Here is a 24,528-nt window from a genome sequence, read left to right on the forward strand (position 1 = left end):
AAATAACTGAAAAAATATTTTATTAATATAATTTCTAAAAGGTGAATTTTAATCTTTTAGCTTTTTCAGTGTCCATAAACACATGGGTATATTTGTATATTTTTTATAGTATCCTTATTTAAAATAAAACTACTCTTTTATGAGTAGTTTTTTTATGTACTCCGTAGGAAGAAATTCAAAACTTCATAAGGAGGAAGAATATATGAAAGTTGTAAAGATTGTAACAGTATCTGCTCTAGCTTTAAATTTAGTCGGCGGTCCATTGAATGTTTTGGCAAGTGAAAATCCGAATGGAAACATTGTCAAAACTTCAGCTGAAGCGAGTACTAAACATACGATTGCTTCGGTGAAAAAGTTTGATTTGTACGGAAAAGATATTTTAAAGGCATACGATGACGTATTTAAGATGGCTAGTACTAACATTAAATCGATTACTAACAACGGTGGAAAATATGCAAGTTCTACTATTGATAAAGCGATTGATGGCGACATGAATACCCATTGGGAAACAGGGACACCAAATAGTGCATCGTTCACAAATGAAGTCGTAATACAGTTCAATGACGCAGCTACGTTAAATAGAATTGTTTACGCTGCACGTCAATCATCTGCAAAAGGCAAAGGCTTTGCCCAACAATTTGAGATTTATAGCTCAACAACGGATTCAGGCAATGACTTTACACTTGTTTCATCAGGTGAATATAAAGGATCTTCTGGTGATATCGTTGAAATTCAGTTCCAGCCTACAGAATTTAAACGAGTAAAATTCGTTTTCAAGAAAGCAGATCAAGATTGGGCAAGTGCATCAGAGTTTCAGTTTTATAAAGAAGACACTGTCTCTGACAAAATGCCAACCCTATTTACAGATAACACAATGAGTGCTGTAAGCGACAAGTTCCATTCAATTGATGCACTCGACCAATTAGATGCTGAAGCACAAGAACATCCTTTCTATGCTCAATTTAAAGAAGATATCGATAATGCCAAAGCTCTATTAAGCACCGAAGCAATCGAAGCAACAACAGCAGTCACTTCGTCATTTAGCCATTACGCAAACGAAGCATATTCTCAGTTATTTAGAATGGACAACAAAAATATTAAGGGCATTCGCAATAATGGCGGGCACTGGGCTAGTGCTGTTATCGAAAATGCCATCGATGGTAATGTCAATACATATTGGGAAACAAATAGTAGCAACACGACTACTTTCTCAAATGAAGTAGAAGTCGAATTTATCGAGCCTGTAACATTAAATCGTGTGATTTACGGGGCAAGACCATCAGACCTTAAAGGCTTTGCTGAAGAATTTGAAATTTATGCTTCACAAACATCAAAGGGCGATACGTATGAGCATGTTGCAACAGGTAAAAAGAATATAGTTGCTGGATTAGTAGAGGCGCAGTTTGAACCGACTACATTTAAGCGAGTAAAGTTTAAGTTTAAAAAGTCCGATCGAAATTGGGCAACCTTATCAGAATTAGCTTTTTATAAAGAAGATACGTTAAACGATAAAATGGCAAAGTTATTTACTGATGGAACGATGGATACTGTTTCACCAGAATTCAATAGCCTTGAACAAATTAACGCATTAGAGGAAGAAGCAAAAAAACATCCACTGTACGATACTTATAAAGAAAACATTGCGTTAGCAAAAAAAATCATTAAAGGTGAAGTCGTTACAGACGGCAGAATCATCGTAGCAGAACAACACGGCAACATGGTAAAACACGCCAATGATAATTTAAAATTTGGTTTCGGCAATAATTTACAACCAACTGGACTTGCTGCACAACCTGGCGATGAAATCATCGTTTACGTTGACGCAGCAGCAAATGGTCCCCTACCGCACTTATCATTTACGCAACAAGAAGGTGCTTGGAATAGTTGGAGAAGAGACGTCAGCTTAAAAGTTGGTAAAAACGTTATTACTGTTCCTGCAATTACTAAAACTTCTGCTTATAACAAGGCCGTAACACCAGGTGGCACAATTTATATTGAAAATCCATACACAGCTGAACAGCAAGGGAAAGCACCCACATTACGTTTTGAAGGTGTTGACCGAATTCCTTTTGCTACGAAATCTACCAATGTAGAAGAGTTCAAACAATTTTTAATCGACTATAAGAAAAAAATCGATGAAGACATTGTGAAACATTCAAAAGTTGAAGATCGCGAAGTACTAGATATCGTAGAAGTTGTAAGTGACCATTTATTCTGGACAGGTACTGCAACAGGTGCTTATAAAACGTATATAGAAAATGGCTATAGCCCACTACAAACTATTGAATCGTACAATCGTCTAATGGATGAATTATTTAAATATAACGGTTTAGATGGTCATAATGAAAAAAATGACCCGAAATTAATTCGAGAAAATGTACGACTTGCACAGCCTTATGCATATATGTATGCAGCTGGCGATCATATCGGCACATTAGATGATGTTGTGTCTGATATTCTAGTTCCTATCGAAGAAAAAGGCGGTTCATGGGGCGTAATCCACGAAATCGGTCATCGAATGGATATTGGCGTAAGAACTTACGGTGAAGTTACGAACAACATGCTTCCGCAGCATATGTCAGCATTTTACGGCAAAATTGATGGACGTATTCCATATGAAGAGAACATCTATAAAAACGTACTGAAAGAAAACACAAAAGATTATAATGACCAAGGTCTATTTGAAAAACTAGCTGTCTATTGGCAACTTGAAATGTATAGTCCAGGATATTGGGGTAAATTAAACTCTTTCTATCGCGAACGTAATGTGACACTAACAGATGGTGATCGATCTAAACAACAATATTTAGTCGAATTCTCTTCTGAAGCACTTGGATTAGATTTAAGTGAGCATTTTGCTCGCCATGGTTTTGTTGTAACTGACGAAACGAAAGCAAAAACAAGTAAATATCCAAAACCAGATAAAAAAATATGGTATTTAAATAATAGTGCAGTCGACTATAAAGGTAATGGTTTAAAAGGTAAAGAAGTAAACGTAACATTCGCCTCAAACCAAGCTGCCAAAACAAATACATTATATTTATCAATCGATAATGCGTATCAAGATGATTTCTTAGGCTATGAAATTTATAGAGATGATGAATTAATCGGCTTTACTAGTACTGAACAATTTATCGATAAAAATGTAGATACAACAAAAAATTATACGTACAAAATCGTTGGTTATGACAAAAAATTAAATACGTTAAAACCTTTAGAAGTAAAAGCATTTACCCCTACCCTATCTGCTGAAGACTTTGTCACAATTAAACTACATCAAGCATTTAATCCAATGGATTATGTAAAAGCCATTTCTTATAGCGGTAAAGATATTACAAAAACAATTAGCATTAAATCAAGTACTGTTGATGTTACGAAAAAGGGCAGCTATGAAGTTGTTTATGAAATAAATGATGAAGGCATTGCAGAAACAAAAACAATGAATGTTAACGTAATAAGTGACATGCAATATATTTCTGATATGACAGCTAAATCTGCAAAAGTAGGTTGGGGCTCATTACAAAAAGATAAATCCGTAGCTGGTGGTACTATTACATTACTACGACAAGGTATGGATGCAACATATGCCAAAGGGCTTGGTGCACACGCGAACTCTGAAGTAGTGTATGACATTGAAGGAAAAGGCTTTGATTTCTTTGAAAGTTATATCGGAATCGACCAAGCAGCAAAAGGCCAAAAATCTTCTGCTACTTTTGAAGTATGGGTCGATGGGGAAAAGAAATTTGCAAGTGATGTATTCAGAGCCAATACTGATCATGGCTATGTTAACGTTCCTGTTACAGGTGCAAAAGAAGTGAAGTTAATTACAACGGATGCCAATGATAGCGGTAATTCCTCTGACCATACTATTTGGGCTGATGCGAAATTTGGCAAAGACTCAAGTCTACCTACGTTAACACTTTCAGAAGAATTGACATTTGTGAAGTTAAATAGTGACTTTGATCTTCTAAAAGATGTAACAGCATCTGATATTGAAGACGGTGATTTAAGTAAACAAATTAAAGTAACTACAAATGGCTTCAATACAAATAAAACAGGTACTTACCAAATCGAATATACAGTAACTGATAGTGATAACAACGTTGCAACAGCGACAAGAAATGTGTATATCTATAGCGATGAGAAATTCGCCTCAGACATCGGCTGGAAATCTGCTCAAACAGCGTATAGTACTGTCAATAAAGACAAATCGTCTTCAGGTGGTTCAATAAAAGTACTAACAAACGGAGAAGTTAAAGAATTTGCCAAAGGGATTGGTACACACGCAAACTCTGAAATCGTCTATGATTTAACAAATAAAAACTACGATTACTTTGAAACACTCGTTGGTATTGATCGCAATATCGCTGAAAACGGAAATTCTAGCGTGACATTTAAAGTATTAGCTGACGGGCAAGAAGTATATAACAGTGGTGTCATGAAATATCAAACAGAAGCAAAACTTGTGCGAGTACCGCTTCAAGGTGTGAAAGAGTTAAAACTGATTGCAAATGATTCGGGCAATGGTAATGCATCAGATCATGCGAACTTTGCTGATGCTAAGTTCTACTTATCAAATGGTAAGCCAGAATTAACAATTCCTAAATCAGTCGCTACAAAAGTAGGCACGCCTATTAATATCGACGAAACTTATTTAGCAACGGACGCTGAAGATGGTAATTTAACATCTCAAGTACAAGTAACTGGCTTAGAGCAAGTGAACTTCAATCGAGCTGGTCACTACGACATTACTTACACTGTAGTTGATAGTGATGGCAATGAAGTAACGAAAAAACGCACAATTTCAGTGGTAAATATGGAAGATTACCATTACTTAACTGATTTTGAATGGCAATCTACGCAAAACAGCTATACAGCTCCTGTTAAAGATATCTCAATCAGTCATAACGCAATTCGCTTAACAGCAGACGATGGCCGTGAGAAAACATACGAACGAGGCATCGGTGCCCATTCTAACTCAACAATCATTTATGATTTAACAGATAAAAACGCAGATTTCTTCACTGCATTTGTTGGTGTAGACCGCCAAATGTACGGTACGATAGGCTCAGTAACATTCCAAGTGTTTGTTGATGGAGAAAAGCAATTCGATAGTGGCTTAATGCAATCTCGTGATTCTCAAAAGTACATTGAAGTGAGCATTACTGGCGCTAAAGAGCTTAAACTTGTCGTAACAGACGGTGGCAACGGAAACGGCTCGGACCATGCATCATGGGGCGATACGAAATTACATTTTGCTAATGCGGATCGCGTATTCACTGAAGATTTAACACTAGCACTTGAAGATGCTAAAACAGTTAATGTAGAAAACTACACAGCTGACACAATCCAAGCTTTACAAGCGAGCATGGCAAAAGCACAAGAACTCCTTGCTAATACACAAGCTTCACAAGCACAAATCGATCAAGCTTTAGAGGAGCTATTACAAGCAAAAACTGCTTTAGTAGCAATTGACTTCGATCAAATTATACCAATTGCAGACAACCAGCTTAAAGTAGTGATCCAGCAAACGTTAGGACTGTCAGGAGAAATCACTTTAGGTGATATGATTACACTGACAAGTCTACATGCACCAAATGCACGTATTACAAGTCTAGAAGGCTTACAATATGCTAAAAATTTAACATCACTTGATATTTCGGCTAATAGTATTACTGATTTCTCGCCATTGAAAAATCTAAGTAAATTAGAAAACATCACTGCGCACCCACAAATCGTTGAAGTATCTAGCTTAACGGGTCCTGAACTAACAGTGGAAAATCTAGTAAAAGGATTAGATGGTAACTATCTTAACCCTTACCAAATAGCGCTAAGAAATACGAAAACAATGAAAGAGATTTCAGTAGATGTGGACCAGCTTACACCGAACGCAGACCACTTTACAATCGATCTTTCTCAAGAAGAACAAGGCATGTACATGCTAGTCATTGCGTATAAGCTAAACGAAGACACACTTATCCAATTAACTTATTTTGTGAAAAACTAGTCATTTTTGTGCCATACAACTCCTCCCCTTTTAAATATAGCGCCCACGGATTTTCCCGTGGGCGTTTTTGATTGTAGACAATAGTTAAATGGAAACAAAGAAATCTAATTGAACAAAGAAAAACCCCAAATAGTAACACTATAAAGTGTCCCTACTCGAGGTTTGTTCATATTCTTTATTAACCAATGTTTACTCAATGAACTCTAATAAGAGCTTCCAAATCTAACTCACTCATTTTAAAATACGTGATGAATCGTTTGGACAAAGCTTGTGTGATGGCCCCACTTTGTTCATCATTCAATGGTTTTGCATAAACCAAGACAACGCCAATATTTTCGTTGTCCTGTTCTAAAGGATTGATTACTACATCTTCTTTCTAAATTAACGCATTACTCATAGCAACAAAATTTAACACAGTATTTTGCAACATTTTTCTTTCTCTTGGATTTAACCCCACAGTATCAATTATTTCAACCGTAACATAATTCATAATCTGCACCTATATAAAATGCTGTGAAAATTCTTTTTTATATTTTACTATTTTTATTCCCTACTGAAAATTATTTAATAAGAAACGATAGTAGATTGTTATTATCATGTGGTTAGTGAATAAAAGTGGAATGTTAGATTCAACAAATCGGTAGTAGCGAGAGTATTAGCTTACGTTGTGTTGAGCGGAAAGTGTCGCATAAAGAAGACGAACAGCACCTAAAGCTGTTCGTCTTTTTTTATTCTTTAGATTTTAAAGTGACGACCAACAATGGTTTGTAAGTCCATTGCTTAATTACGTAAATCATTTGCGACGGCGCTTATTTCTTGTAAAGATGAAGTTGTTGTTGTGAAGCTGCTTATGAGCCTTCCAAAGCTATGTATTTATTGAGATCACCTATCGCATAGAGCGGACTCCTTTTTTCAATAAAATGGATATAACTAGTCTATATAGACTATATTTATGTTTTTATCTATATAGTATTTACTACCATTAATATTTTATTTAAAATAAAAGTATCCCGATTAATTCAAAAAACAGTAATTATTTTAATAATTATTACTACTGTCGCATGATACAATAATCACAAAATTATTAATTAGCTTATAAAAATGGATATATAACAAAAAAATAAAGAAGGAGATATTTAATGAGTACTGATTTTTTAGAAGATAAACTGCGTGAAACATTTTCACATTTGCAATCTATTGAAGGCGTAAAATCGGTTGATAGCATTCTAGAGCGTTTAAACGACGATAAAATTTTTCCCGAAATTACTACATTAATATATAATTCAAAATACGAATTAGTTTATTTATACGAAGAACAACAAGTAGTATTGAAAACTATTAAAGAAGGAATAACGCTCGATACAAAGTTTATGAACGAAATACATTTGATTCATCAATATAAAGACATGATTGAGTGCATCTTAACAGGAATCATCGCAACCGATAAAATTAAAAACTATTCGCTTAACCTGCTTTCACTAAAATATAGTGAATTAATCCAAAATATTTAAATGACAACAAAGAACCGATGAACGAGAAAATCGCTCATCGGTTTTTTGTGTAGTCATTAGGTTAGGGAATGTATTATTTTATAATATCACCTTGAATTGGTTCTTTATCTTCTGTAAAGCGAATGCGTATAGATTTACAATTCATATAGTCTTGTGAGTCCATCACTTGAAAATGTATATGTGGCTCTGAGGAATTTCCTGAATTTCCGCAAAGTGCTATCACATCACCTTGTTTAACAGTATCTCCTACTTGTACAAGGCTAGCGTTATTTTTTAAATGGGCCACCATGCTATATTCATTATTTTTATGCTTGATAATGATTAGATTTCCTGCTGGCTCTAATTCATACATTTCACCTGGAACATTATCGGTTAGATAATCAATTACCTTGACCACCTCACCATCTGCTGGTGCAATCACTTCTTTATTAAAAGCAAAGTAGTTTTCATTAAGTATTGAAGAATCGTTAAATGTTGTTCCGTTCTTCATAATAACTAAATCATAAGCATACCTTTGTGTTTCGTAAGCATAATGGTAATTAACAAATTCATTTACCCCTCCCCAAAATACATACCACTCATCATTAACAGGCATAATATATGTATTTTGCGTATAATTTTTATCACTTTCCGGAAAAATCAAAAAAGGTTTTAATAATAGCCCATGTATCATATTGTTTGAATCTATCATTACGTTTATAGCTTTTTCTTGCTGATCATCTACCCAAATATATTGATTTACGTTATTTATTGTAATTTCACTGATTAATTCATAGTTTTTAACATTCGAGTTAAACGACTTCGCTAGCTCATTAAATTGCTCAATAGAAACCATCTTTTTAAAATCTTCATTACATTGTTTATAAATCTCACCAAATCTCTCTTGTAAAAAAAGCATTCCGAAATTTTGAGGTGTTACTTGTTTAATTGAACTACTTCGCATATGAAACATCCCCTTTACAAAATCTTACTATTATAAGTATACGATTGTTTGGGTAATAAGTTTCAATTTTAGATACTTATAACAATTACTCATAAAATGTATGTAAAGGTTGTTATTTTACGAAAAAACTCCTTTACATAGTACAAAACAGTAAAGGAGTTGGACATATGGCTAGATGAACAAACATAGCATGAAAATAAAAAATTAAGTAGTTGTCACTTACTATCTTTTTGATGGTCATAAAATAACGTCTCTCTACCGCCCAGTTCAGATGATTGGAGCGGAGGGCGGCGACTCCTGTGTAAACAGCACAATACGTAAGCCACAATAGGCGGCGCGACTGCGACGGTTGTGGCTTACGGTGTGCCCGCGGAAAGCGTCCGCCCGCAGCGGAAATCATCGGGAGGAGTTGTTATTTTTTTCAGTTGATTGGAGCGGAGGGCGGCGACTCCTGCGGGAACAGCACAATACGTAAGACACAACAGGCGGCGCGACTGCGACGGTTGTGGCTTACGGTGTGCCCGCGGAAAGCGTCCGCCTGCAGCGGAAATCATAGTTAGAAGTTATCATTTTGGCGTATCCATTCATATTGAATATCAGGTAAATTCTCTTCATTTTCATGACCTCTACCGATAACCTCAAATCCATGCTTTTCATAGAAACGTTGTGCCTTGTCGTTTACTTCAAATGTGTATAATGTTAATCTCCCACTTGATTGGGCCTTCGCTTTATTTAATAATGTTTGACCTATACCGCACCCCTGGTAATCGATATGAATATACAGTTGGCTTATTTCACTATCATTATAGGCAATCATGCCAACAACTGTTTCCTCTATGAACGCTACATCTATTTGAAACTGTTCAGGTAATATATGATTTAAAAAATAAATATGATTTTCAACGCTATGCATTTCTTTCTGTCCAATTGCCTGTTCCTTGCTATCTCGCCACATTGCCACTGTTTGCTCAGCAAATTCAGGGCTGTATGGCATGATGCTGATTTTATATTGGTTCATTAAAGTCCTCCCTATTACGATGGTAGTCTCACTAGGTCGATTTGGCGACTTTTTAACATCTAACATATTTGCGTTTAAAGCCAATTCTTCCTTTATCAATTTCCTTTTGAATACTTTCATAAGCGTGAAGGAAGCTACTTTTTTTATTGTCCTTTTTAAGTTCTACTGGACCAACCGTTTTAGCTGTTGCAAGCGCCATATCGTGCAGTGGTATATACGAAACACCCACCGTGTTTAAGAAGTTATTCATGGCAGATTTCGTTCGTTCTGGCGAATCATGAATAGTATTTTTCACAATTTCTAACATACTGGCAATCTTGTCTTCGGAAAATTCAACATCTTTTCGATTTCCTAAAAGCCAGCAGTAGCAACTCCAGCCCGCAGACATTCTCAGCTCTTCCCCACTAGCAATCCATTTATCAGCAACTTGTTGTGCAATATCCGCTTCCGCTAAAGTAACAGCTACCACATAATCAGACAACATATAAAAATATGCCGTATCTATCCAACGATCAAAATCAGATTCCGTCATTGCTTTTGGATCTGCAATAATGCCAGCAAAATACATTGCATCATAGTTCCCGGAAGCATATAGCTCTTCCGCTAAAGGTTGATTAATCTTTATTTTCTTCGCTATAGGCTTCATTGCACCTGTTGCCACTCCAAAAAGCGGCTCATGTGCACCATTGGACATGTACATTTTTTTAGTCCGTTCCTTCCCTAGCGCTTCAAGCTCCTGCATTACTATTTCAAAATTCATTTCTTGCACTCCCTTCGTTTTAGCATTTTACTATTTTTACAATCTCGAATATATCACCATTATCCTCTATCAAAGTATCATTTGTCAGCAGAGGTATTTTTTAATATCGATATGTTAATAAATGGCTTTTTCCACCTTTTATTTCCTAATACCCACCAAAAATTCTGCTACAATCATTTTTTTTGCTTTTTTATCAACTTTCTATTAATATCACTTAGTTACCATTATTCAGTAAAGCTTAATTAAAATTAAATACGTACGGTTTCTTTTTATTAAATTGGGCAATATACACATTATAACTACAATCAAAATAAAAGAAGTTTCTTTGCGAAAAGTAATTTTATTAAAAGCTAACACATCATGATTTAATTCATCAGGAGGTTACATATGCAATACATTATTTCAATTTTAGGTATTCTCATTGTGTTATTTTTGGCTTGGTTGGCAAGTTCCAATCGAAAAGAGATAAAATTTAAACCAATTATCACAATGATTGTCATTCAAATTCTATTGTCATTGTTATTATTAAATACAGAATTTGGATTAATTATTATCAAAGGTATAGCTACTGTTTTTAACAAGTTGCTCGAATATGCAGGTGAAGGTGTTTCCTTTGTCTTTGGCGGCTTGGCGAACGAAGGAGAAGCTCCATTCTTTTTAACAGTGTTGCTACCAATTATATTTATTTCGGCATTAATTGGGATCCTTCAGCATTTAAAAATCCTACCATTCATTATGAAGGGTATTGGATGGGTATTAAGTAAAGTAAACGGAATGGGAAAACTTGAATCTTATAATGCTGTTGCTTCATTGATGGTCGGTCAATCAGAGGTTTTCATTACATTAAAAAAACAGCTCGGCCTACTTTCAAATCAACGTTTATATACTCTATGTGCGTCGGCCATGTCGACTGTATCAATGTCCATCGTTGGTGCTTATATGACGATGCTCGAACCAAAATATATTGTTACGGCATTAGTATTAAATTTATTTGGCGGTTTTATTATCGCTACAATTATGAATCCGTACCAAATTGACCCTAACGAGGATATATTAGAAATCGAGCATGAAAAGCAATCCTTCTTTGAAATGCTCGGCGAGTATATTCTTGATGGTTTCAAAGTTGCCATTATCGTCGGGGCCATGTTAATTGGGTTCATTGCATTGATGGCTGGATTCAATAGTGTGTTTGAGCTATTGTTCGGCATTTCGTTCCAAAGTATTCTAGGCTATATCTTTGCACCAGTTGCCTTCATAATGGGGATTCCTTTCTCTGAGGCAATTAGTGCTGGATCAATTATGGCGACTAAACTAGTAACGAATGAATTTGTGGCGATGTTGGATTTATCCGGAGGCGATCATCACTTTAGTGAACGTACAATGGGTATTCTTTCTGTCTTCCTCGTTTCCTTTGCCAACTTCTCATCAATTGGTATCATTGTCGGGGCTGTCAAAAGTCTAAATGAAAAGCAAGGGAATGTAGTCGCACGCTTTGGATTAAAATTATTATTTGGTGCTACACTTGTAAGTGTACTATCAGGTATCATTGTTAGCTTAATTTTATAAAAAAGAGAAAGGAAGTGGCGTACACCACCTCCTCAGCGCGTCCAGATAAAAGGGATTAAGAATAAAAATCTTAATCCCTTTTGTTGTTCTTACTTTCTTCTTGCCATACTCTTCGAGCATCCCCTCTCTATGAAGCTGTTTGCCATGTCCAAGTAGCAATTATTGTAGACTGCTAGCAATACATATAAAGTTGATTGGAGTGGAGGGCGGTGACTCCTGCTCAGAACGCACGTAAGACGCAACAGACCAATAGCGAGGGTTGCGCTTACTGTGTGCCCGCGGAAAGCGCCGCTCGTAATCCAAATCAACGGCAGTATTTTTATTTTAATTTAATAACCATTTACAAAGTTCGAAATTGTTTCGATTTCGTCTTCTGTCAGTTCTCTTTGTACATGTTTTTCATATTCCTCCATAATGCTCTGCTTGTCTCCGCCGAAATGATTTGTAAAGTTGGCGATTGTTCGAAGTTTCGCTACTTCTTGATTAAACTCTTCTTTAGAAATCGGCTGTTGATGTGAAGGGATATATGTATCCGCATCAAATTGCTCTAATTCATCCAACAAGCGCAACGTTTCCTTAACTGTATAGTTTTCTATTACAGCGTAAAGATTAGGATAAATACAGTCAGCAAGGAAAAGAATCTTTTCTTCTTTAATATAAACAACTACTGAATCAGAAGCATGGTCCCCTCCAACATGTTGAATGATGCAAGTTACTCCGCCAAGGTCCATTTCCGCTCGTTTTTCAAACGTCACATCTGGTAAAACAATCTTAATATCTCGGTGATCTTTGAATTCTTCTTTAATGGCTCTAGCGCAAAATTCAATTTCAATTCCCTCTTTTACTCGCTCATCGATTGCTTCATCAGACCATGAGAACGGAATTAATTTCTCCATTTCATCTTTTGTAGCTTTGGAAGCGATGGATACAATATTACGTAGTGCTGACAGGCCAAAAATATGATCCCAATGCCAATGTGTTAAAACTACTATATCAGCATTAGGAACCCCCATTTTTAAAAGTTCTTCCTGAAAATATTGTACATGATCTTCCGAGTTACCTGCATCGATCATTAATGTCTTGTTATTGCCAACTACCATTCCTAGAATGGGGCGATCGGTTTCTGATATTGGCGTGATATACCAAAAACGTTCACCTATTTTGTTAATTGAGTGCATAATAAAATTCTCCTTCCATTTATAATAGTTTAATTCAAAAAGTAATAATTTACTCTTTAGAAGAATTTTTTTGTGAATAAGAAGCAATTGCATGGCGCTTTATTCTACTTTGGTTGATAATATCGAGGACTTAAAAGATATAAAAGGTTTGGAATTAGAAAGTTAAGGGCAAATAGTGCTTAAAATTTAACTACGACATGATAGTGGCGGAAATGCTAATCGTAGAGTACAGGTCATATAAACAACAGCATTTCATTTACAAAAATTCAAGTTCAATACGATATCGATGAGAAAGTTTTTGCACTGGTCACCAATTAAAAAGATGGAGTGAAATTATATTTTCATTCCATCTTTTATTACTTTATAAATGATGAGTTAGGTTAGCGAGGTTTTAAATTGCATTTTATACCATGTTATTTATATAATTACCATATTTAGTATTTAAATTAACCACTATTTTCCACAATATGTAGGTTTAATTTCAAATACAATGATTTTTGAAGGAGTGATTGTATGTTGAAAAATATGAATAATTATACTTCAAAAGGAAAATTCACTTCCGTTATACTGGCTTCCCTCATGGGATTTTCTCAAGTCGTTTTTATTGAAAATGCCATTTCAGGCTTCATTATTTTATTAGCTATTACTATTTATTCTTATAAATTGGGCATCATTTCACTTTTATCTTCTATTGTCGGCACACTAATTGGAAAAATAGGAGGTGCGCAAGAAAATAGTGTTAGGTCTGGTCTATTTGGATATAATTCTGTCTTAACAGCTTTGGCCATTTCATTATTTTTAACTGAAACTTCTAGGTGGGGCATCGCTCTATTAGGAGCAATGATTGCAGCGATCTTGACAGCAACAATGATGCATTTTTTGAAAAATATAGACATGCCAATCCTTACTTTTCCTTTTATCATCCTAACATGGTTTATCCTTTTAGCTTCTTACAAACTAAACGTATTCCACTTAAGTGAATCTTTAGTACCCCAAAGTTTATCGTACTGGCAACTAAATATTGCAGGTGAGTTAAATTGGACTGTAGGTTTTTTGAATAACATTGAGCAAATCTTTTTTTTGAATCATCCTTTATCAGGTGTACTTCTTTATACCGCTATATTTTGGGCTAGTTGGAAACTTGGTTTAAATGCTGTGATAGGAAGTGTCGTCGCTTTACTCATATCATATGGACTTGGAGGAGAACACTCTTTAATAATAGGAGGTCTTTACGGCTACAATGCGATATTAACATGTATGGCAGTCTCTACTGTATTTAGTACCAAATCTAATCGTTTTAGAATTATTTCAGGCATTCTAGCGACATGTTTAACCATACCGCTTACTGCTAGTTTTAGTACTTGGCTTTTACCATATGGCCTCCCTGTTCTAACGATGCCATTTGTACTTAGTACTTGGCTCTTTTTAGGTGCTAGAAAGGTAATGCCTAATTTGTAAATAGAAGATTGATTTAGGTAGGGGGTTTGAATTGTTTTAGGATTTCCTAAGTACGTGAAAACTACCAATAAAAAAATCTTACTTAAATACTGGTTGTTTTGCGTACTTTGTATTTCTATTATCTTTTGACACTCTTTTCAATATGGGCAGCAGTTAATCGTGTGACGAGTGGAGGACAAAAAATTGATGTTGCAACCGCATTAAGATCAATTATGAAGCCCAATTGAACTTCGACGAACAAGATTTAGGTAGTATTGAAATAGGAAAATTCGCAGATTTTGCAATTTTAGATAAGGATCCAACAGCAGTTGATCCTATGACCATTAAAGATATCAATATATTATTTACAATAATTAATGGCTAAATTGTATTTAAAAATAATGAGTTAGCATTATCAAAGATAAAATAATTACTATTTCCCCGATAGTATCTATTTATATATTATTAAAAAACTACTGACTCCCCATTTGTCAGTAGTTTCCTTAATTCTCAAGCAAAAGTATCTGTTATAGGCCTGTAAACTTACTGACTTCGACTAATTTTTCGGCATTTCCGTAAAAATGGATTTTCAGAATGTGCTGTTGCTGCAGGAGTGTCGCGCCCTCCACTCCAATCAACTAGTAACGCCAACTTATTTAAAATTTAAGTTCAAGTTCATTATCCAGTTTTACTGCTTTTTTAAACGTTGAGATTCCACCAAGTTCTGCAGGCTTATGTGCATACACCTGATTCGTAATTTCCTGTGCTGTCGCCCCTTCTTCAGGTATTTTGGCATTAGCCATTTGTCTTGGTTTCCTATCCGTAGCCAACACACCCATCTTAATGAAATTTGCCTTAAATGAAGTACCAAAAGAAAAGCTAGCAGCAGGCGCAGGCCTATTCTCATTCATCCGCGATTTCGGCACACCATTAGACTCTGTCTCAGGTATTGTGCTATTCTCCATTTTTAAAGACACTGCATGTAAAGAGACTTTACTAGCTTCCACAACGGAAGCCGGCAGCGAGCATTCAGCCGCACTACTAGCCGCTGGTCAAACAGTCACTGACGAAAATTGTGCATTAGCTGAACATCTTACATCTTTAGGGGTTTCATTCGAGTCCATCTTTACCACAGCAACTGCAGCCGGCCTTACATCCGCTGTCCATACGATCGACTATATCGCGATGGCATTGTTCGCAATTATTCTGTTCTTATACTTCTTAATTCCGAAGGCGAAAAAAGCACCTGTTCTGGCGGTTATTGCCTCAGGAATGGTCGTTGTGGAGGAAACGGTTTCTTAACAGGATTGCGTAGAATAGAAAAAGTGTTAGATTGATGGCGATCAATCTAACACTTTTTAGCTATGCGGTTGATGTTCGCTACGGCGGTGGTTGCTATTTTTTCTCTAGGTCTAGTGGCGATTAATGGGCTTTTAGTGGCGATTTCTCTAGGTTTACGGGCGATTCGCAGGCTTTTGGTGGCGATTTCCCTAGGTTTACTGGCGATTCCCAGGCTTTTGGTGGCGATTTCCCTAAATTTACAGTAAGCCGAAACCCCTAGACCGTCCTGAGCCGGAGTCATCTTCTTTGCAAAATTACATACGAAACTTATTATTATCCCTGAACTAATTTCGTTCGAATTTTATTGGAGATAAATTCTATCATTAAAATAAGTATAACTAAGCCAAGTAAAATCGAACCAACCTCCGACCAGCGATAGGCATTCATCGCAAATATTAATGGAGCACCAATACCTCCTGCTCCCACTAAACCTAGCACTGTTGCATCTCGTAAATTCATATCAAAACGATAAATGACAATCGATAAGAATGATGCCAAAAGCTGCGGCAATATACCAAATCGGATTTTTTCTACCGTTGTGCAGCCGATTGATTCCATCGATTCCAGAATGGAAATATCTAGATCTTCAATGACGTCTACATATAATTTTGATAGCATGCCAATACTGACAACAGACATCGTAAGGACACCTGCAAAAGGGCCAGGTCCCGTTACTCGAATAAACATTAACCCATAGACAATGGCTGGAATTGTTCGAATCATAATTAATAGAAATCGAACAATAAACGCTACCGGTTTTGGCACAATATTAGAAGCAGATAAAAAAGCAAATGGAATGGCTAAAATAGAACCAACGATTGTTCCTAAAAATGCAATCGCCATCGTTTCAATCAATAAATATGGAACTCCACTTGTCGTAAAATTTACTAATAAGGACAAATCCGGTTGCATAAGACCTAGTAAAATATTTTTAGCAATGGTAAAACCATTTGTTGCAAGCTGCTCAAATTTAATTGCTGATAAAGACCATCCAAAAAGAAGACATAAAATGACGATGGTTACTAATTGTGGGACACGACGATTCGGTTCGAGCTCATATTGTTTTTGAATGACATCCATATATAATCTCCTACATTAATTTCTTTCGATAATGTTCACTAATTGTTTCAATCATAAAGACCGTCACAACTAATAAAAGTAATATCATGCCGACGTTCGCATAATTTCTCCATCCTAAACTTTCATTTAACAAGAGCCCAATTCCACCGGCACCAACATAGCCTAAAATGGAGGCGTATCGCACATTTCCTTCGAAGCAAAATAACGAGACCGATAAATAATTTGGAAGGATTTGAGGTAAAATGGCATAACGAAATGACTGGATGGTTGTTAAGCCCATTGAACGCATTGCCTCAAAAGCCTCCATATTAGCATTTTCAATTTGCTCGTAAGCTAATTTCCCTACATAAGCAATTGTAAATAAAAAAATCGCCACTGTACCCGCGACCGTTCCTAATCCAAAAACAAAGGTTGCAATTAATGCAGCAATTAAAGTTGGTAGCGTACGCAGTAAACTGAGCAGCAACTTCATTGTTGCTGATAACGACTTCCATCTCGTAATATTACTTGCAGCAAGGATTGCTAAAGGTAATGCACAAAGAGCTCCAAGTAAAGAACCTAAAAGCGACATTTTAATGGTATCTAGCAGTGGCTGCCAAATGTGAGGAAAATACGTCCAAGTTGGAGGAACCATTTGTTGTAATATCACAAAAAATTGCCCGATTCGTTTTATAATCGTTGCAACATTAAAGTCTGTGATGACAGCCGAGAAATAAGTAAGCACAAGAATTACGACCACAACGAAAGGTGTAAGCGTACGTTTTTCGGTCACTACCTTTCCATTTGGCAGTGTAATTTTTTTAATTGGTAACAGCTTTCCGAACATCTACTACGCTACTCCCTTCTACTACCTGCCCTTTATAAATTTGCTGAAGCACTGCATCTGTAACATCCTTTGCCGCTCCATCATAGACGATTTCTCCAGCTCGAATACCAATCACGCGAGTGGCATATTCGAGTGCTAATTCCACGTGATGAATATTCATAAGTACCGTCATGTTGAGCTCTTTATTAATCCTGCGGAAATCTTCCATGACTTGATGAGCTGTTACTGGGTCTAATGAGGCCACTGGTTCATCGGCTAATATGATTTGCGGATTTTGCGCTAACGTACGTGCCAATGCCACCCGTTGTTGTTGACCTCCTGACAGCTGGTCTACTCGTACATAAGCTTTATCTAAAATACCTACACGGTCTAATGCCATTAAAGCCTCCTTCTTTTGTTGTTCAGTGAAAACCCCCAGTAATTTTCTCCAAAATGGCATTTCTGGAACAAAAGAAACGAGCACATTGTTGATAACAGAAATACGTGTGACTAGATTAAAAGATTGAAAGATCATGCCAATATTACGTCGAAATTGACGTACGCCTTTCCCCTTCAACGCACGAATGTCCACCTCATTAACCAATAATGTGCCTCCTGTGATGTCATGCATACGATTAATACAGCGTAATAATGTTGACTTCCCTGCCCCTGATAGCCCAATAATGGCGACATATTCGCCTTGTTGAATTTGCAAGTTTACATTTTTCAATGCTGAAAAACCATTGGGATATTGTTTTTGTACTTGTTTAAATTCAATCATTTCTTTACTCCATTCTTTGAAAAAATGAGAACATTGCTAGAACGTTCTCATTTTCTCTTGGTATTCGATTGCTCATCTGACCATTACTTTGAACCTAACTTTTGAACAATTTCTTGGGCTTTACGCTCATTATCATAGTCTGAATCCTTTGCTTCCTGATATCCTTCATGACTATACACTGCGATAACCTCTTTGCCTTCTTTCGTTTTTCCGATATTAATGAACGCTTGTTGTAATGCTTTTTTTAGCTCATCGTCCATTATTTCTGAGTTTTTACTTACACTAATTGTGTCATTATAAATAGCTGGCATTACACCGATTAAATCTGTTTCTGCCCAAATATCTGCTTGACGATTATATTCACTTGTCCAAGCTTCTGCATAATCACGACGAGCATCGGCAAACGTGACAAGTAAATCCGTTTGCTCCGCGGCTAAACGAGCAAATGCTGTACCATAAGAATCTGCTTGTACAACTTTCGATAAGTCTGTAATCGTTTTATTGAAATTTTCTTGTAACCAAAGTGCTGGATAAATATAGCCTGCCGGTGAAGATGAAGACATGACATTCCAGTTTGCACCATCTAAATCTTCAAATGTTAATGCTTCACCCTTATTTACTTTCGCAGCAAGTTCTTGCCCTTTCTTCGATGGACCTGCGATTAAAATACCTCGATATGAAATGGCTTGCTCTGTCGTTGCCTCTGTTGGTTCATTTTTATTCCAATCAACAGGGTTATCTGAATCATTATTTAACCCTGCACGTGTTGCGGTTAAAATGACTTCGGCCCCATCGTCATAAAGGACATATGTACCTCCAGGAATAAACCCAATATCCGTCGTTCCAGCAGATAACGCTTCTCCAACGGCTTCATAATTTGTCCCTACTGTAATATCGATATTTTTTACGTCATAACCTAAACTTGCTAGTTCTGTTTTTAACAAATCTTTTAACGGATCTGTTGCTGTAATAATTTCTTGTGGATCACGAGATGGAACAAATCCAATTGATAGTTTTTCTAGCGTTTTGTTACCTGAAGCCTCTTCTGTTTCTGAATTATCGGTAGCATCTGTTGCCCCATCAGATTTTTGATTTTCGGTTGATGCATCTCCACACGCTACAAGAAACATAGCAAGCAGAAATGTTGTTGCAAACATAATATACTTTTTCAAATGTGTATCCCCCTCAAAATTATTAAATGCTCAGCTAAAATATAGCAAAGCATTGTTAACCACATATGAACTGTTTGTATTATTCTCAGAGATTTGTAATATATATGTAAATTTCTGTTTTTACTTCTTTTTTATCAATTTAAACATCGTATACTATAGCCAATTCAAATTATTTGGAGGTCTTATGGAGACAAAAAAACTGCAATTACTCGTAACAAGCGACATCCACGGCTATCTTATGCCTACTACCTATCGCCGTACAGTCGAACCTTTAGGATTAGTAAAATTAGCAAGCATTATAGAAGCATACCGAGAACAAAGACCGAGTCTATTAATCGATAATGGTGATTTCATACAAGGTAGTCCACTAGCTTCCTATGTCCACGCCAATCACATAGAGAGCTCAAATCCAATTATAGACGTAGCCAATTTCTTAAATTATGATGTTGCGATATTCGGTAATCATGAATTTAATTACGGACTCCCTTACTTAAAAGAAGCTGTTACACAATCACAATTTCCATGGCTAAGCGGGAATATTTTTAACGAAGATGGCACGACATTTACACAGCCTTATATTGTAAAAGAAGTAGATGGCATACGTATTGGAATCATTGGTGTCACAACACATTTTGTACCCATCTGGGAAGAGGCTTCACATATCGAGGGCTTAAATTTCCATGATGCCTTTGAGAGCGCCAAAATTTGGATTTCCCATATACGTCAACATGAACAAGTAGATTTGGTGGTTTTATGTTATCACGGTGGGTTTTCACATGATTTATCATCAGGAGCGTTAATAGAACCTTTTACTGGGGAAAATCAAGGTTATCTGATGTGCAGAGAACTTGATTGCGATATTCTTATTACTGGCCATCAACATCGAGAAATTGCTACAAAAGCCTTTACTAAATCCGTTGTACAGCCTGGGACGAAAGGAAATTGCCTTGCTGTCATTACAATTGATCTGGATATGCAAAATGGACAAATCATCAACAAACATCATGAAGCAACTTTACACTACGTGGATGAAACGACCCCCAACCATCCAAACGTAGCATCACTATTGGACAGCATTCATCAACAAACGGAAAACTGGTTAGATCAACCAATAGGGCGCATTGAAGGAAATATGTTATTTACAGATGCCTTTCAAGTACGTATCGATAAACATCCTTATATCGAGTTTATTCAAAACGTGCAAATGGCATCGACCAACACCGCCATCTCATGCACAGCACTATTTCACGATGGACCTGGAGGATTTCCAAACGACGTCACTATGAGGCATATTGTGACGAACTATATCTTCCCGAATACATTAAAAGTGTTACGCGTAAAAGGTGAGCAAATTATCCAAGCGCTTGAACAAAATGCTACTTATTTTTCACTTAAGGACGGGGAGTTAACGATCTCAGAAAGCTTCCTTCATCCAAAAGCGCAACCTTATAATTATGATATGTGGGAAGGAATTGACTACACCCTAGATATTCGTCGTCCCATTGGAGAAAGAGTAACAGAAGTGACCTATCAAGGTGAGCCGCTAAATCCCAACGCATGCTACGATGTTGTGATGAATAACTATCGTGCAACCGGTGCTGGAAACTTCCCGTATTTTGTAGATTGTCCTATTGTCAAAGATGTTCAAATCGATATGACCGAACTAATTGCCCGATATTTTGAAAAGAATCCGATTGTTCAAGCGAAGTGTCGGCGAAATTGGACTATATTATATTGAACTGTAAGTAAAAAGGTGGGAAGTTTATGCTTTATTCTTTATGTATGGAGATAGTCGGTTTGAAACGGAGAATATGAAGATTGGCTGACCAACAACTAGGAATAGAAAATGTCCAACAAAGTTAGGCTTTGTTGGACATTCTTTATTGATATACTAGCGATTTGTTAGTTATTCACTCGCCTCAAGTTCTTCAAGAAGTTCAAAAACAAGCGAATATAATTGTGCTAACACTTCGTCAAATGACTGCTGCTCACTAAATCCATCCAGCGCATCTAACGCAAGATTTACTTCCCATAGACCGTCTTCCCCAGAAAATGCCACACTATACGTCATCTTGTCATGTTGCAAATGTGCTTTTAAATACGAGTGCAAAAATTCGCTGTACTTCTTTTGCAATCGCAATCCAAACAAGGCACTATACACACCAAACGCCCCATCGAATTCAAGCGCAAACGAATCGACGCGAATCACATCAAAACGTTCAGACGCCACATACATAAATTCATTTGAATGCTCTTTTAAATATTGAACTGAATTTGTTAGAAACGAAGCTGTTTCTTCTGCTATCAGTTCTTCATTTTCCTTATTGCAACGTTCAATTACTTCGAATTGCAAAGAAACCGTATCTACCATTGCATCCTCATTTAACAATGCGTGCTTTTGTGCGTATGTTTTTTCTACTTCTAGTAATTTACTATCAGCTTGCTCATTTATAAATGATTCTATTTGGTTTTTTAACACCTATTACCCAACTCCATTCGATTGCTTTGAATATAAGTATAGCTTAGGATGGGGGGAGTGTGGGGAATTCAAACTAAATCCTTCAGACTTTTCCCATTCCTATCTTTCCATTCAATCAACCCATTAGCACTTCGCCCTGTTACAATATCAGCTGCTGCCGACGGGCTAGTAAATAAAAGATCTTCCATTACTACAAATTCATCATTAACAACTTTTACTTGTTCTGCATGTAATAAATCATTTCTTTTTGCTAATAAACGCTCTGAATACGAATTTACAATGCTATTTGCAATCTTAGATCCTTTTAATACGACAAAACCTTCTTGTGTTTGAATGCCTTTAGCATCGACACCACGGGTCGATCTTATAGATAAAATATCATTTGCATTTACATCTGAGCTATCTTTGATCTCTTCAAATAATTTATGACCCAATGTATTGACCATCATTGTAAGATTGCTAATATATTCATCCATTTCTGCTCGGTCAGCTTCAGAAATTGAAGGCATCGGAGGAATGTTCCCATTCATTAAAAAGTAACGATTTGTGACTTTAGCTTTTTCATATAGTTTATTTTCAATGTACTTAATATGAGCTTTATTTAGATTCTCATCTTTACTTATAAATACAATAACTTCATTCCAAAAATCCTTTTCACGCAAATGGCTTTGTAATCGTGTATAAACTTCCTCAGCTTCCCCTATGTATACCGCTTCTTTATCTTCATCATTTCGACCGAATAACATATACACACCCGTAGAATTCAAGTTAGGACGATCCGAGCATTTTTTCACTTCGGTTCTTGGTATTCTATATGCTAGCCCTGTCCAGTTGGATAATTCACACGTTAATCTTCCACTTGGGTCTCCGTCTATTAAGAACATTTTGATTGTTTTGCCAAAACTCATTGCAACCACTCCTTACTTTTGTGCCTCAATCTCCGACTCATCCACGCGCACAAAACGCGCACTCATTTATATGTATTTAAAGGTCCTTTTTAACCTTATGTATTATGATTATTTTACCACTAAATTATTATTTTCAACTTCTAATTTTAGAATAAATTTACTAATCACGTGCATCGGACAACAAAAAAGCAGAGAGGCTTTAATGCTCTCTCTGCTTATCGAAAAATATTCTTCCGATGCCATCTAAAATACTGCTTATTCTCTTCATATCTTGAAACCTTCATCTTTTGATGAATGTTATACATTCCAAAATTCGTTGCTGGAATTCGTTCAGAAATATGAATTAAGCCTGTTCCATCAAATGTAATATAGCCTTGATCGTATAATGCATCATGATTACAGCATAGCAACACACCATTATACGGATCTAAACGTTCTTCATTGGAACTTTCACGCCAAGGCTTAGAATGGCTTGCGCGTAAAAGGGCCGGTAGTTCGATACCACAAAGTGCACATTGATGATTCCATAAAGGTAATAAAGCAGCTTTAAATTTCTCTTGGCCAATACGAATTTTACGTTTTGCTTCTGCTTCTGTTTCAGTAATCACAGGAATAAGCATATTTCGTTCTGTACGTACTACCGTGCCAATCGCAAATTCTAGCTGTTCATCATCTACTTGATAAATATTCATATCACTAATAATATCTAAGAGCTTGATTGCCAGCTCTTCATTGCATGGATATAAATAGCCTTGATTTCCATCCCCTACTTGCTGGAAAGCAGAATATTTAACAGGCAATAACATTTTCAACTCATTAATATAATCTTTTATGGTTAACGATTGTTCTAATTCATGATATTGCAGCTTCACAAGAAAACCTTGCTCTTCCCGCTGGTCATATGATGTCAGAGAAGCGGGCTTTTTGCCTTCCTCACAATCAGATAGCGCAATGCTAATTGCAACGATTTTTCCTTTTACGTAATGAAAAATACGATCTCCCGTGCTTACTTCCCCCACACGTCGCCATGAATGCGGAGTGTTTCCGCCTTTATCTTTTTGTGGTGTCCAGATGAGTTCTGCTTCTTTTTCTTCTTGATAGGTGTGCCCTTGCATGACGATGTAGTGGTTCATTTTGTTCTCCTCTTCTATTCATTACTTCTATTATAGCTAAAGTCGTCAAAGTAGTTATGTAAATATAATTGATCTAATACAGAAACTCGTTTTTTATGTACACATTCGGTAATTACAAATAATAAAAGACATAGTAGCTCCTATCACAATTTGAACTGCCCCGTAAAAGTTAGACATCAATCTAACTTTTACGGGGGTTTTTTTATGGCAAAAGTAAGTGTTGAACAACGTATTCAATCAGTTCAACGATATTTAAATGGATATGAAACCATGCTTGAAATTGCGAAAGATATCGGTGTGACAGCAGAGGTTGTCAGTGAATGGGTTCGCCGTTATCAAAAAAATGGCGTACCTAATGCTCCATAGTATGAATAAAATCCATTAGGCTGATCTAATTTATTCGATCCAT

20 protein-coding genes are annotated in these 24,528 nt (G+C 36.3%); 8 read left to right on the plus strand and 12 right to left on the minus strand.

The features are described 5' to 3' along the window. Window positions 1-202: 202 nt before the first annotated feature. Together ACQKNX_RS22305 and ACQKNX_RS22310 are read left to right on the plus strand one after the other, a co-directional pair. Window positions 203-6,007 carry an NPCBM/NEW2 domain-containing protein gene (locus tag ACQKNX_RS22305; RefSeq protein WP_427430729.1) on the plus strand — a complete coding sequence of 1,935 codons (5,805 nt, stop codon included), beginning with the start codon at window positions 203-205 and terminating at the stop codon, window positions 6,005-6,007. A 1,139-nt stretch (window positions 6,008-7,146) separates the two neighbouring features. Further along, on the plus strand, window positions 7,147-7,518 hold the full coding sequence (locus ACQKNX_RS22310) for a hypothetical protein (RefSeq protein WP_427430730.1): 372 nt from the start codon (window positions 7,147-7,149) through the stop codon (window positions 7,516-7,518). A gap of 73 nt (window positions 7,519-7,591) precedes the next feature. Here the strand turns inward: ACQKNX_RS22310 and ACQKNX_RS22315 are convergent, their stop codons facing one another. The 3 genes from ACQKNX_RS22315 to ACQKNX_RS22325 all read right to left on the minus strand — a co-directional run bounded on the left by ACQKNX_RS22315 (window position 7,592) and on the right by ACQKNX_RS22325 (window position 10,239). Continuing rightward, complete coding sequence (locus tag ACQKNX_RS22315) at window positions 7,592-8,461, minus strand: M23 family metallopeptidase (protein ID WP_427430731.1); 870 nt, start codon at window positions 8,459-8,461, stop codon at window positions 7,592-7,594. 556 nt (window positions 8,462-9,017) lie between these two features. Then, window positions 9,018-9,479, minus strand: a complete 462-nt coding sequence (locus ACQKNX_RS22320; protein ID WP_427430732.1) for a GNAT family N-acetyltransferase — start codon at window positions 9,477-9,479, stop codon at window positions 9,018-9,020. A 52-nt stretch (window positions 9,480-9,531) separates the two neighbouring features. Then, window positions 9,532-10,239 carry a DNA alkylation repair protein gene (locus ACQKNX_RS22325; RefSeq protein WP_427430733.1) on the minus strand — a complete coding sequence of 236 codons (708 nt, stop codon included), beginning with the start codon at window positions 10,237-10,239 and terminating at the stop codon, window positions 9,532-9,534. Window positions 10,240-10,626: 387 nt separating this feature from the next. Here ACQKNX_RS22325 and ACQKNX_RS22330 point away from each other — a divergent pair, with 387 nt between their 5' ends. After that, window positions 10,627-11,805, plus strand: a complete 1,179-nt coding sequence (locus tag ACQKNX_RS22330; RefSeq protein WP_427430734.1) for a NupC/NupG family nucleoside CNT transporter — start codon at window positions 10,627-10,629, stop codon at window positions 11,803-11,805. Between the two features lie 329 nt (window positions 11,806-12,134). Here the strand turns inward: ACQKNX_RS22330 and ACQKNX_RS22335 are convergent, their stop codons facing one another. Next, complete coding sequence (locus ACQKNX_RS22335; protein WP_427430735.1) at window positions 12,135-12,983, minus strand: MBL fold metallo-hydrolase; 849 nt, start codon at window positions 12,981-12,983, stop codon at window positions 12,135-12,137. Window positions 12,984-13,496: 513 nt separating this feature from the next. On the opposite strand from ACQKNX_RS22335, the gene ACQKNX_RS22340 reads away from it, so the two are divergent. Then, a complete protein-coding gene (locus ACQKNX_RS22340; RefSeq protein ID WP_427430736.1) occupies window positions 13,497-14,441 on the plus strand; it encodes an urea transporter in 945 nt (314 codons plus the stop codon). Window positions 14,442-14,664: 223 nt separating this feature from the next. Beyond that, entirely contained in the window at window positions 14,665-14,805 is a 141-nt protein-coding gene (locus ACQKNX_RS22345) for an amidohydrolase family protein (protein ID WP_427430737.1), read from the plus strand. A gap of 271 nt (window positions 14,806-15,076) precedes the next feature. Here the strand turns inward: ACQKNX_RS22345 and ACQKNX_RS22350 are convergent, their stop codons facing one another. After that, the gene (locus ACQKNX_RS22350; protein ID WP_427430738.1) at window positions 15,077-15,223 is read right to left on the minus strand and encodes a hypothetical protein; all 147 of its coding nucleotides are present in this window, start codon (window positions 15,221-15,223) and stop codon (window positions 15,077-15,079) included. Between the two features lie 40 nt (window positions 15,224-15,263). On the opposite strand from ACQKNX_RS22350, the gene ACQKNX_RS22355 reads away from it, so the two are divergent. Continuing rightward, window positions 15,264-15,722: a hypothetical protein gene (locus ACQKNX_RS22355; protein WP_427430739.1), complete on the plus strand. Its 459-nt coding sequence runs from the start codon at window positions 15,264-15,266 to the stop codon at window positions 15,720-15,722. Between the two features lie 312 nt (window positions 15,723-16,034). On the opposite strand, the gene phnE (ACQKNX_RS22360) is transcribed toward ACQKNX_RS22355, so the two are convergent. From phnE (ACQKNX_RS22360) to ACQKNX_RS22375, 4 genes are all read right to left on the minus strand, one after another. Beyond that, on the minus strand, window positions 16,035-16,841 hold the full coding sequence (gene phnE / locus ACQKNX_RS22360) for a phosphonate ABC transporter, permease protein PhnE (protein WP_427430740.1): 807 nt from the start codon (window positions 16,839-16,841) through the stop codon (window positions 16,035-16,037). A 10-nt stretch (window positions 16,842-16,851) separates the two neighbouring features. Beyond that, entirely contained in the window at window positions 16,852-17,667 is an 816-nt protein-coding gene (phnE, locus tag ACQKNX_RS22365; protein WP_427430741.1) for a phosphonate ABC transporter, permease protein PhnE, read from the minus strand. Next, a complete protein-coding gene (gene phnC / locus ACQKNX_RS22370; protein ID WP_427430742.1) occupies window positions 17,642-18,427 on the minus strand; it encodes a phosphonate ABC transporter ATP-binding protein in 786 nt (261 codons plus the stop codon). The genes phnE (ACQKNX_RS22365) and phnC overlap by 26 nt, the downstream gene beginning before the upstream one ends. Window positions 18,428-18,510: 83 nt before the next feature. Continuing rightward, a complete protein-coding gene (locus tag ACQKNX_RS22375) occupies window positions 18,511-19,599 on the minus strand; it encodes a phosphate/phosphite/phosphonate ABC transporter substrate-binding protein (protein WP_427430743.1) in 1,089 nt (362 codons plus the stop codon). Between the two features lie 184 nt (window positions 19,600-19,783). On the opposite strand from ACQKNX_RS22375, the gene ACQKNX_RS22380 reads away from it, so the two are divergent. After that, window positions 19,784-21,337: a bifunctional metallophosphatase/5'-nucleotidase gene (locus ACQKNX_RS22380; protein WP_427430744.1), complete on the plus strand. Its 1,554-nt coding sequence runs from the start codon at window positions 19,784-19,786 to the stop codon at window positions 21,335-21,337. 168 nt (window positions 21,338-21,505) lie between these two features. Here ACQKNX_RS22380 and ACQKNX_RS22385 read toward each other — a convergent pair whose 3' ends face one another. From ACQKNX_RS22385 to ACQKNX_RS22395, 3 genes are all read right to left on the minus strand, one after another. After that, on the minus strand, window positions 21,506-22,078 hold the full coding sequence (locus tag ACQKNX_RS22385; protein ID WP_427430745.1) for a hypothetical protein: 573 nt from the start codon (window positions 22,076-22,078) through the stop codon (window positions 21,506-21,508). Window positions 22,079-22,146: 68 nt separating this feature from the next. Continuing rightward, the gene (locus ACQKNX_RS22390) at window positions 22,147-22,986 is read right to left on the minus strand and encodes a GIY-YIG nuclease family protein (RefSeq protein WP_427430746.1); all 840 of its coding nucleotides are present in this window, start codon (window positions 22,984-22,986) and stop codon (window positions 22,147-22,149) included. Between the two features lie 215 nt (window positions 22,987-23,201). Continuing rightward, window positions 23,202-24,119 carry an HNH endonuclease gene (locus ACQKNX_RS22395; RefSeq protein ID WP_427430747.1) on the minus strand — a complete coding sequence of 306 codons (918 nt, stop codon included), beginning with the start codon at window positions 24,117-24,119 and terminating at the stop codon, window positions 23,202-23,204. 204 nt (window positions 24,120-24,323) lie between these two features. On the opposite strand from ACQKNX_RS22395, the gene ACQKNX_RS22400 reads away from it, so the two are divergent. Continuing rightward, window positions 24,324-24,485, plus strand: coding sequence for a helix-turn-helix domain-containing protein (locus ACQKNX_RS22400; RefSeq protein ID WP_427430748.1), 162 nt, complete (start codon window positions 24,324-24,326; stop codon window positions 24,483-24,485). Window positions 24,486-24,528 lie beyond the last annotated feature (43 nt).

It is taken from the genome of Lysinibacillus sp. NPDC093712, from assembly GCF_050280025.1.
In the GTDB taxonomy this organism is placed as follows: domain Bacteria; phylum Bacillota; class Bacilli; order Bacillales_A; family Planococcaceae; genus Lysinibacillus.

What these genes read in the sequence shown, in the direction of transcription:
- ACQKNX_RS22305 (WP_427430729.1), top strand. Translation starts at nt 203, where the DNA reads ATGAAAGTTGTAAAGATTGTAACAGTATCTGCTCTAGCTTTAAATTTA.
- ACQKNX_RS22310 (WP_427430730.1), top strand. Translation starts at nt 7,147, where the DNA reads ATGAGTACTGATTTTTTAGAAGATAAACTGCGTGAAACATTTTCACAT.
- ACQKNX_RS22315 (WP_427430731.1), bottom strand. Translation starts at nt 8,461, where the DNA reads ATGCGAAGTAGTTCAATTAAACAAGTAACACCTCAAAATTTCGGAATG.
- ACQKNX_RS22320 (WP_427430732.1), bottom strand. Translation starts at nt 9,479, where the DNA reads ATGAACCAATATAAAATCAGCATCATGCCATACAGCCCTGAATTTGCT.
- ACQKNX_RS22325 (WP_427430733.1), bottom strand. Translation starts at nt 10,239, where the DNA reads ATGAATTTTGAAATAGTAATGCAGGAGCTTGAAGCGCTAGGGAAGGAA.
- ACQKNX_RS22330 (WP_427430734.1), top strand. Translation starts at nt 10,627, where the DNA reads ATGCAATACATTATTTCAATTTTAGGTATTCTCATTGTGTTATTTTTG.
- ACQKNX_RS22335 (WP_427430735.1), bottom strand. Translation starts at nt 12,983, where the DNA reads ATGCACTCAATTAACAAAATAGGTGAACGTTTTTGGTATATCACGCCA.
- ACQKNX_RS22340 (WP_427430736.1), top strand. Translation starts at nt 13,497, where the DNA reads ATGTTGAAAAATATGAATAATTATACTTCAAAAGGAAAATTCACTTCC.
- ACQKNX_RS22350 (WP_427430738.1), bottom strand. Translation starts at nt 15,223, where the DNA reads ATGGCTAATGCCAAAATACCTGAAGAAGGGGCGACAGCACAGGAAATT.
- ACQKNX_RS22355 (WP_427430739.1), top strand. Translation starts at nt 15,264, where the DNA reads ATGAAATTTGCCTTAAATGAAGTACCAAAAGAAAAGCTAGCAGCAGGC.
- phnE (WP_427430740.1), bottom strand. Translation starts at nt 16,841, where the DNA reads ATGGATGTCATTCAAAAACAATATGAGCTCGAACCGAATCGTCGTGTC.
- phnE (WP_427430741.1), bottom strand. Translation starts at nt 17,667, where the DNA reads ATGTTCGGAAAGCTGTTACCAATTAAAAAAATTACACTGCCAAATGGA.
- phnC (WP_427430742.1), bottom strand. Translation starts at nt 18,427, where the DNA reads ATGATTGAATTTAAACAAGTACAAAAACAATATCCCAATGGTTTTTCA.
- ACQKNX_RS22380 (WP_427430744.1), top strand. Translation starts at nt 19,784, where the DNA reads ATGGAGACAAAAAAACTGCAATTACTCGTAACAAGCGACATCCACGGC.
- ACQKNX_RS22390 (WP_427430746.1), bottom strand. Translation starts at nt 22,986, where the DNA reads ATGAGTTTTGGCAAAACAATCAAAATGTTCTTAATAGACGGAGACCCA.
- ACQKNX_RS22395 (WP_427430747.1), bottom strand. Translation starts at nt 24,119, where the DNA reads ATGAACCACTACATCGTCATGCAAGGGCACACCTATCAAGAAGAAAAA.
- ACQKNX_RS22400 (WP_427430748.1), top strand. Translation starts at nt 24,324, where the DNA reads ATGGCAAAAGTAAGTGTTGAACAACGTATTCAATCAGTTCAACGATAT.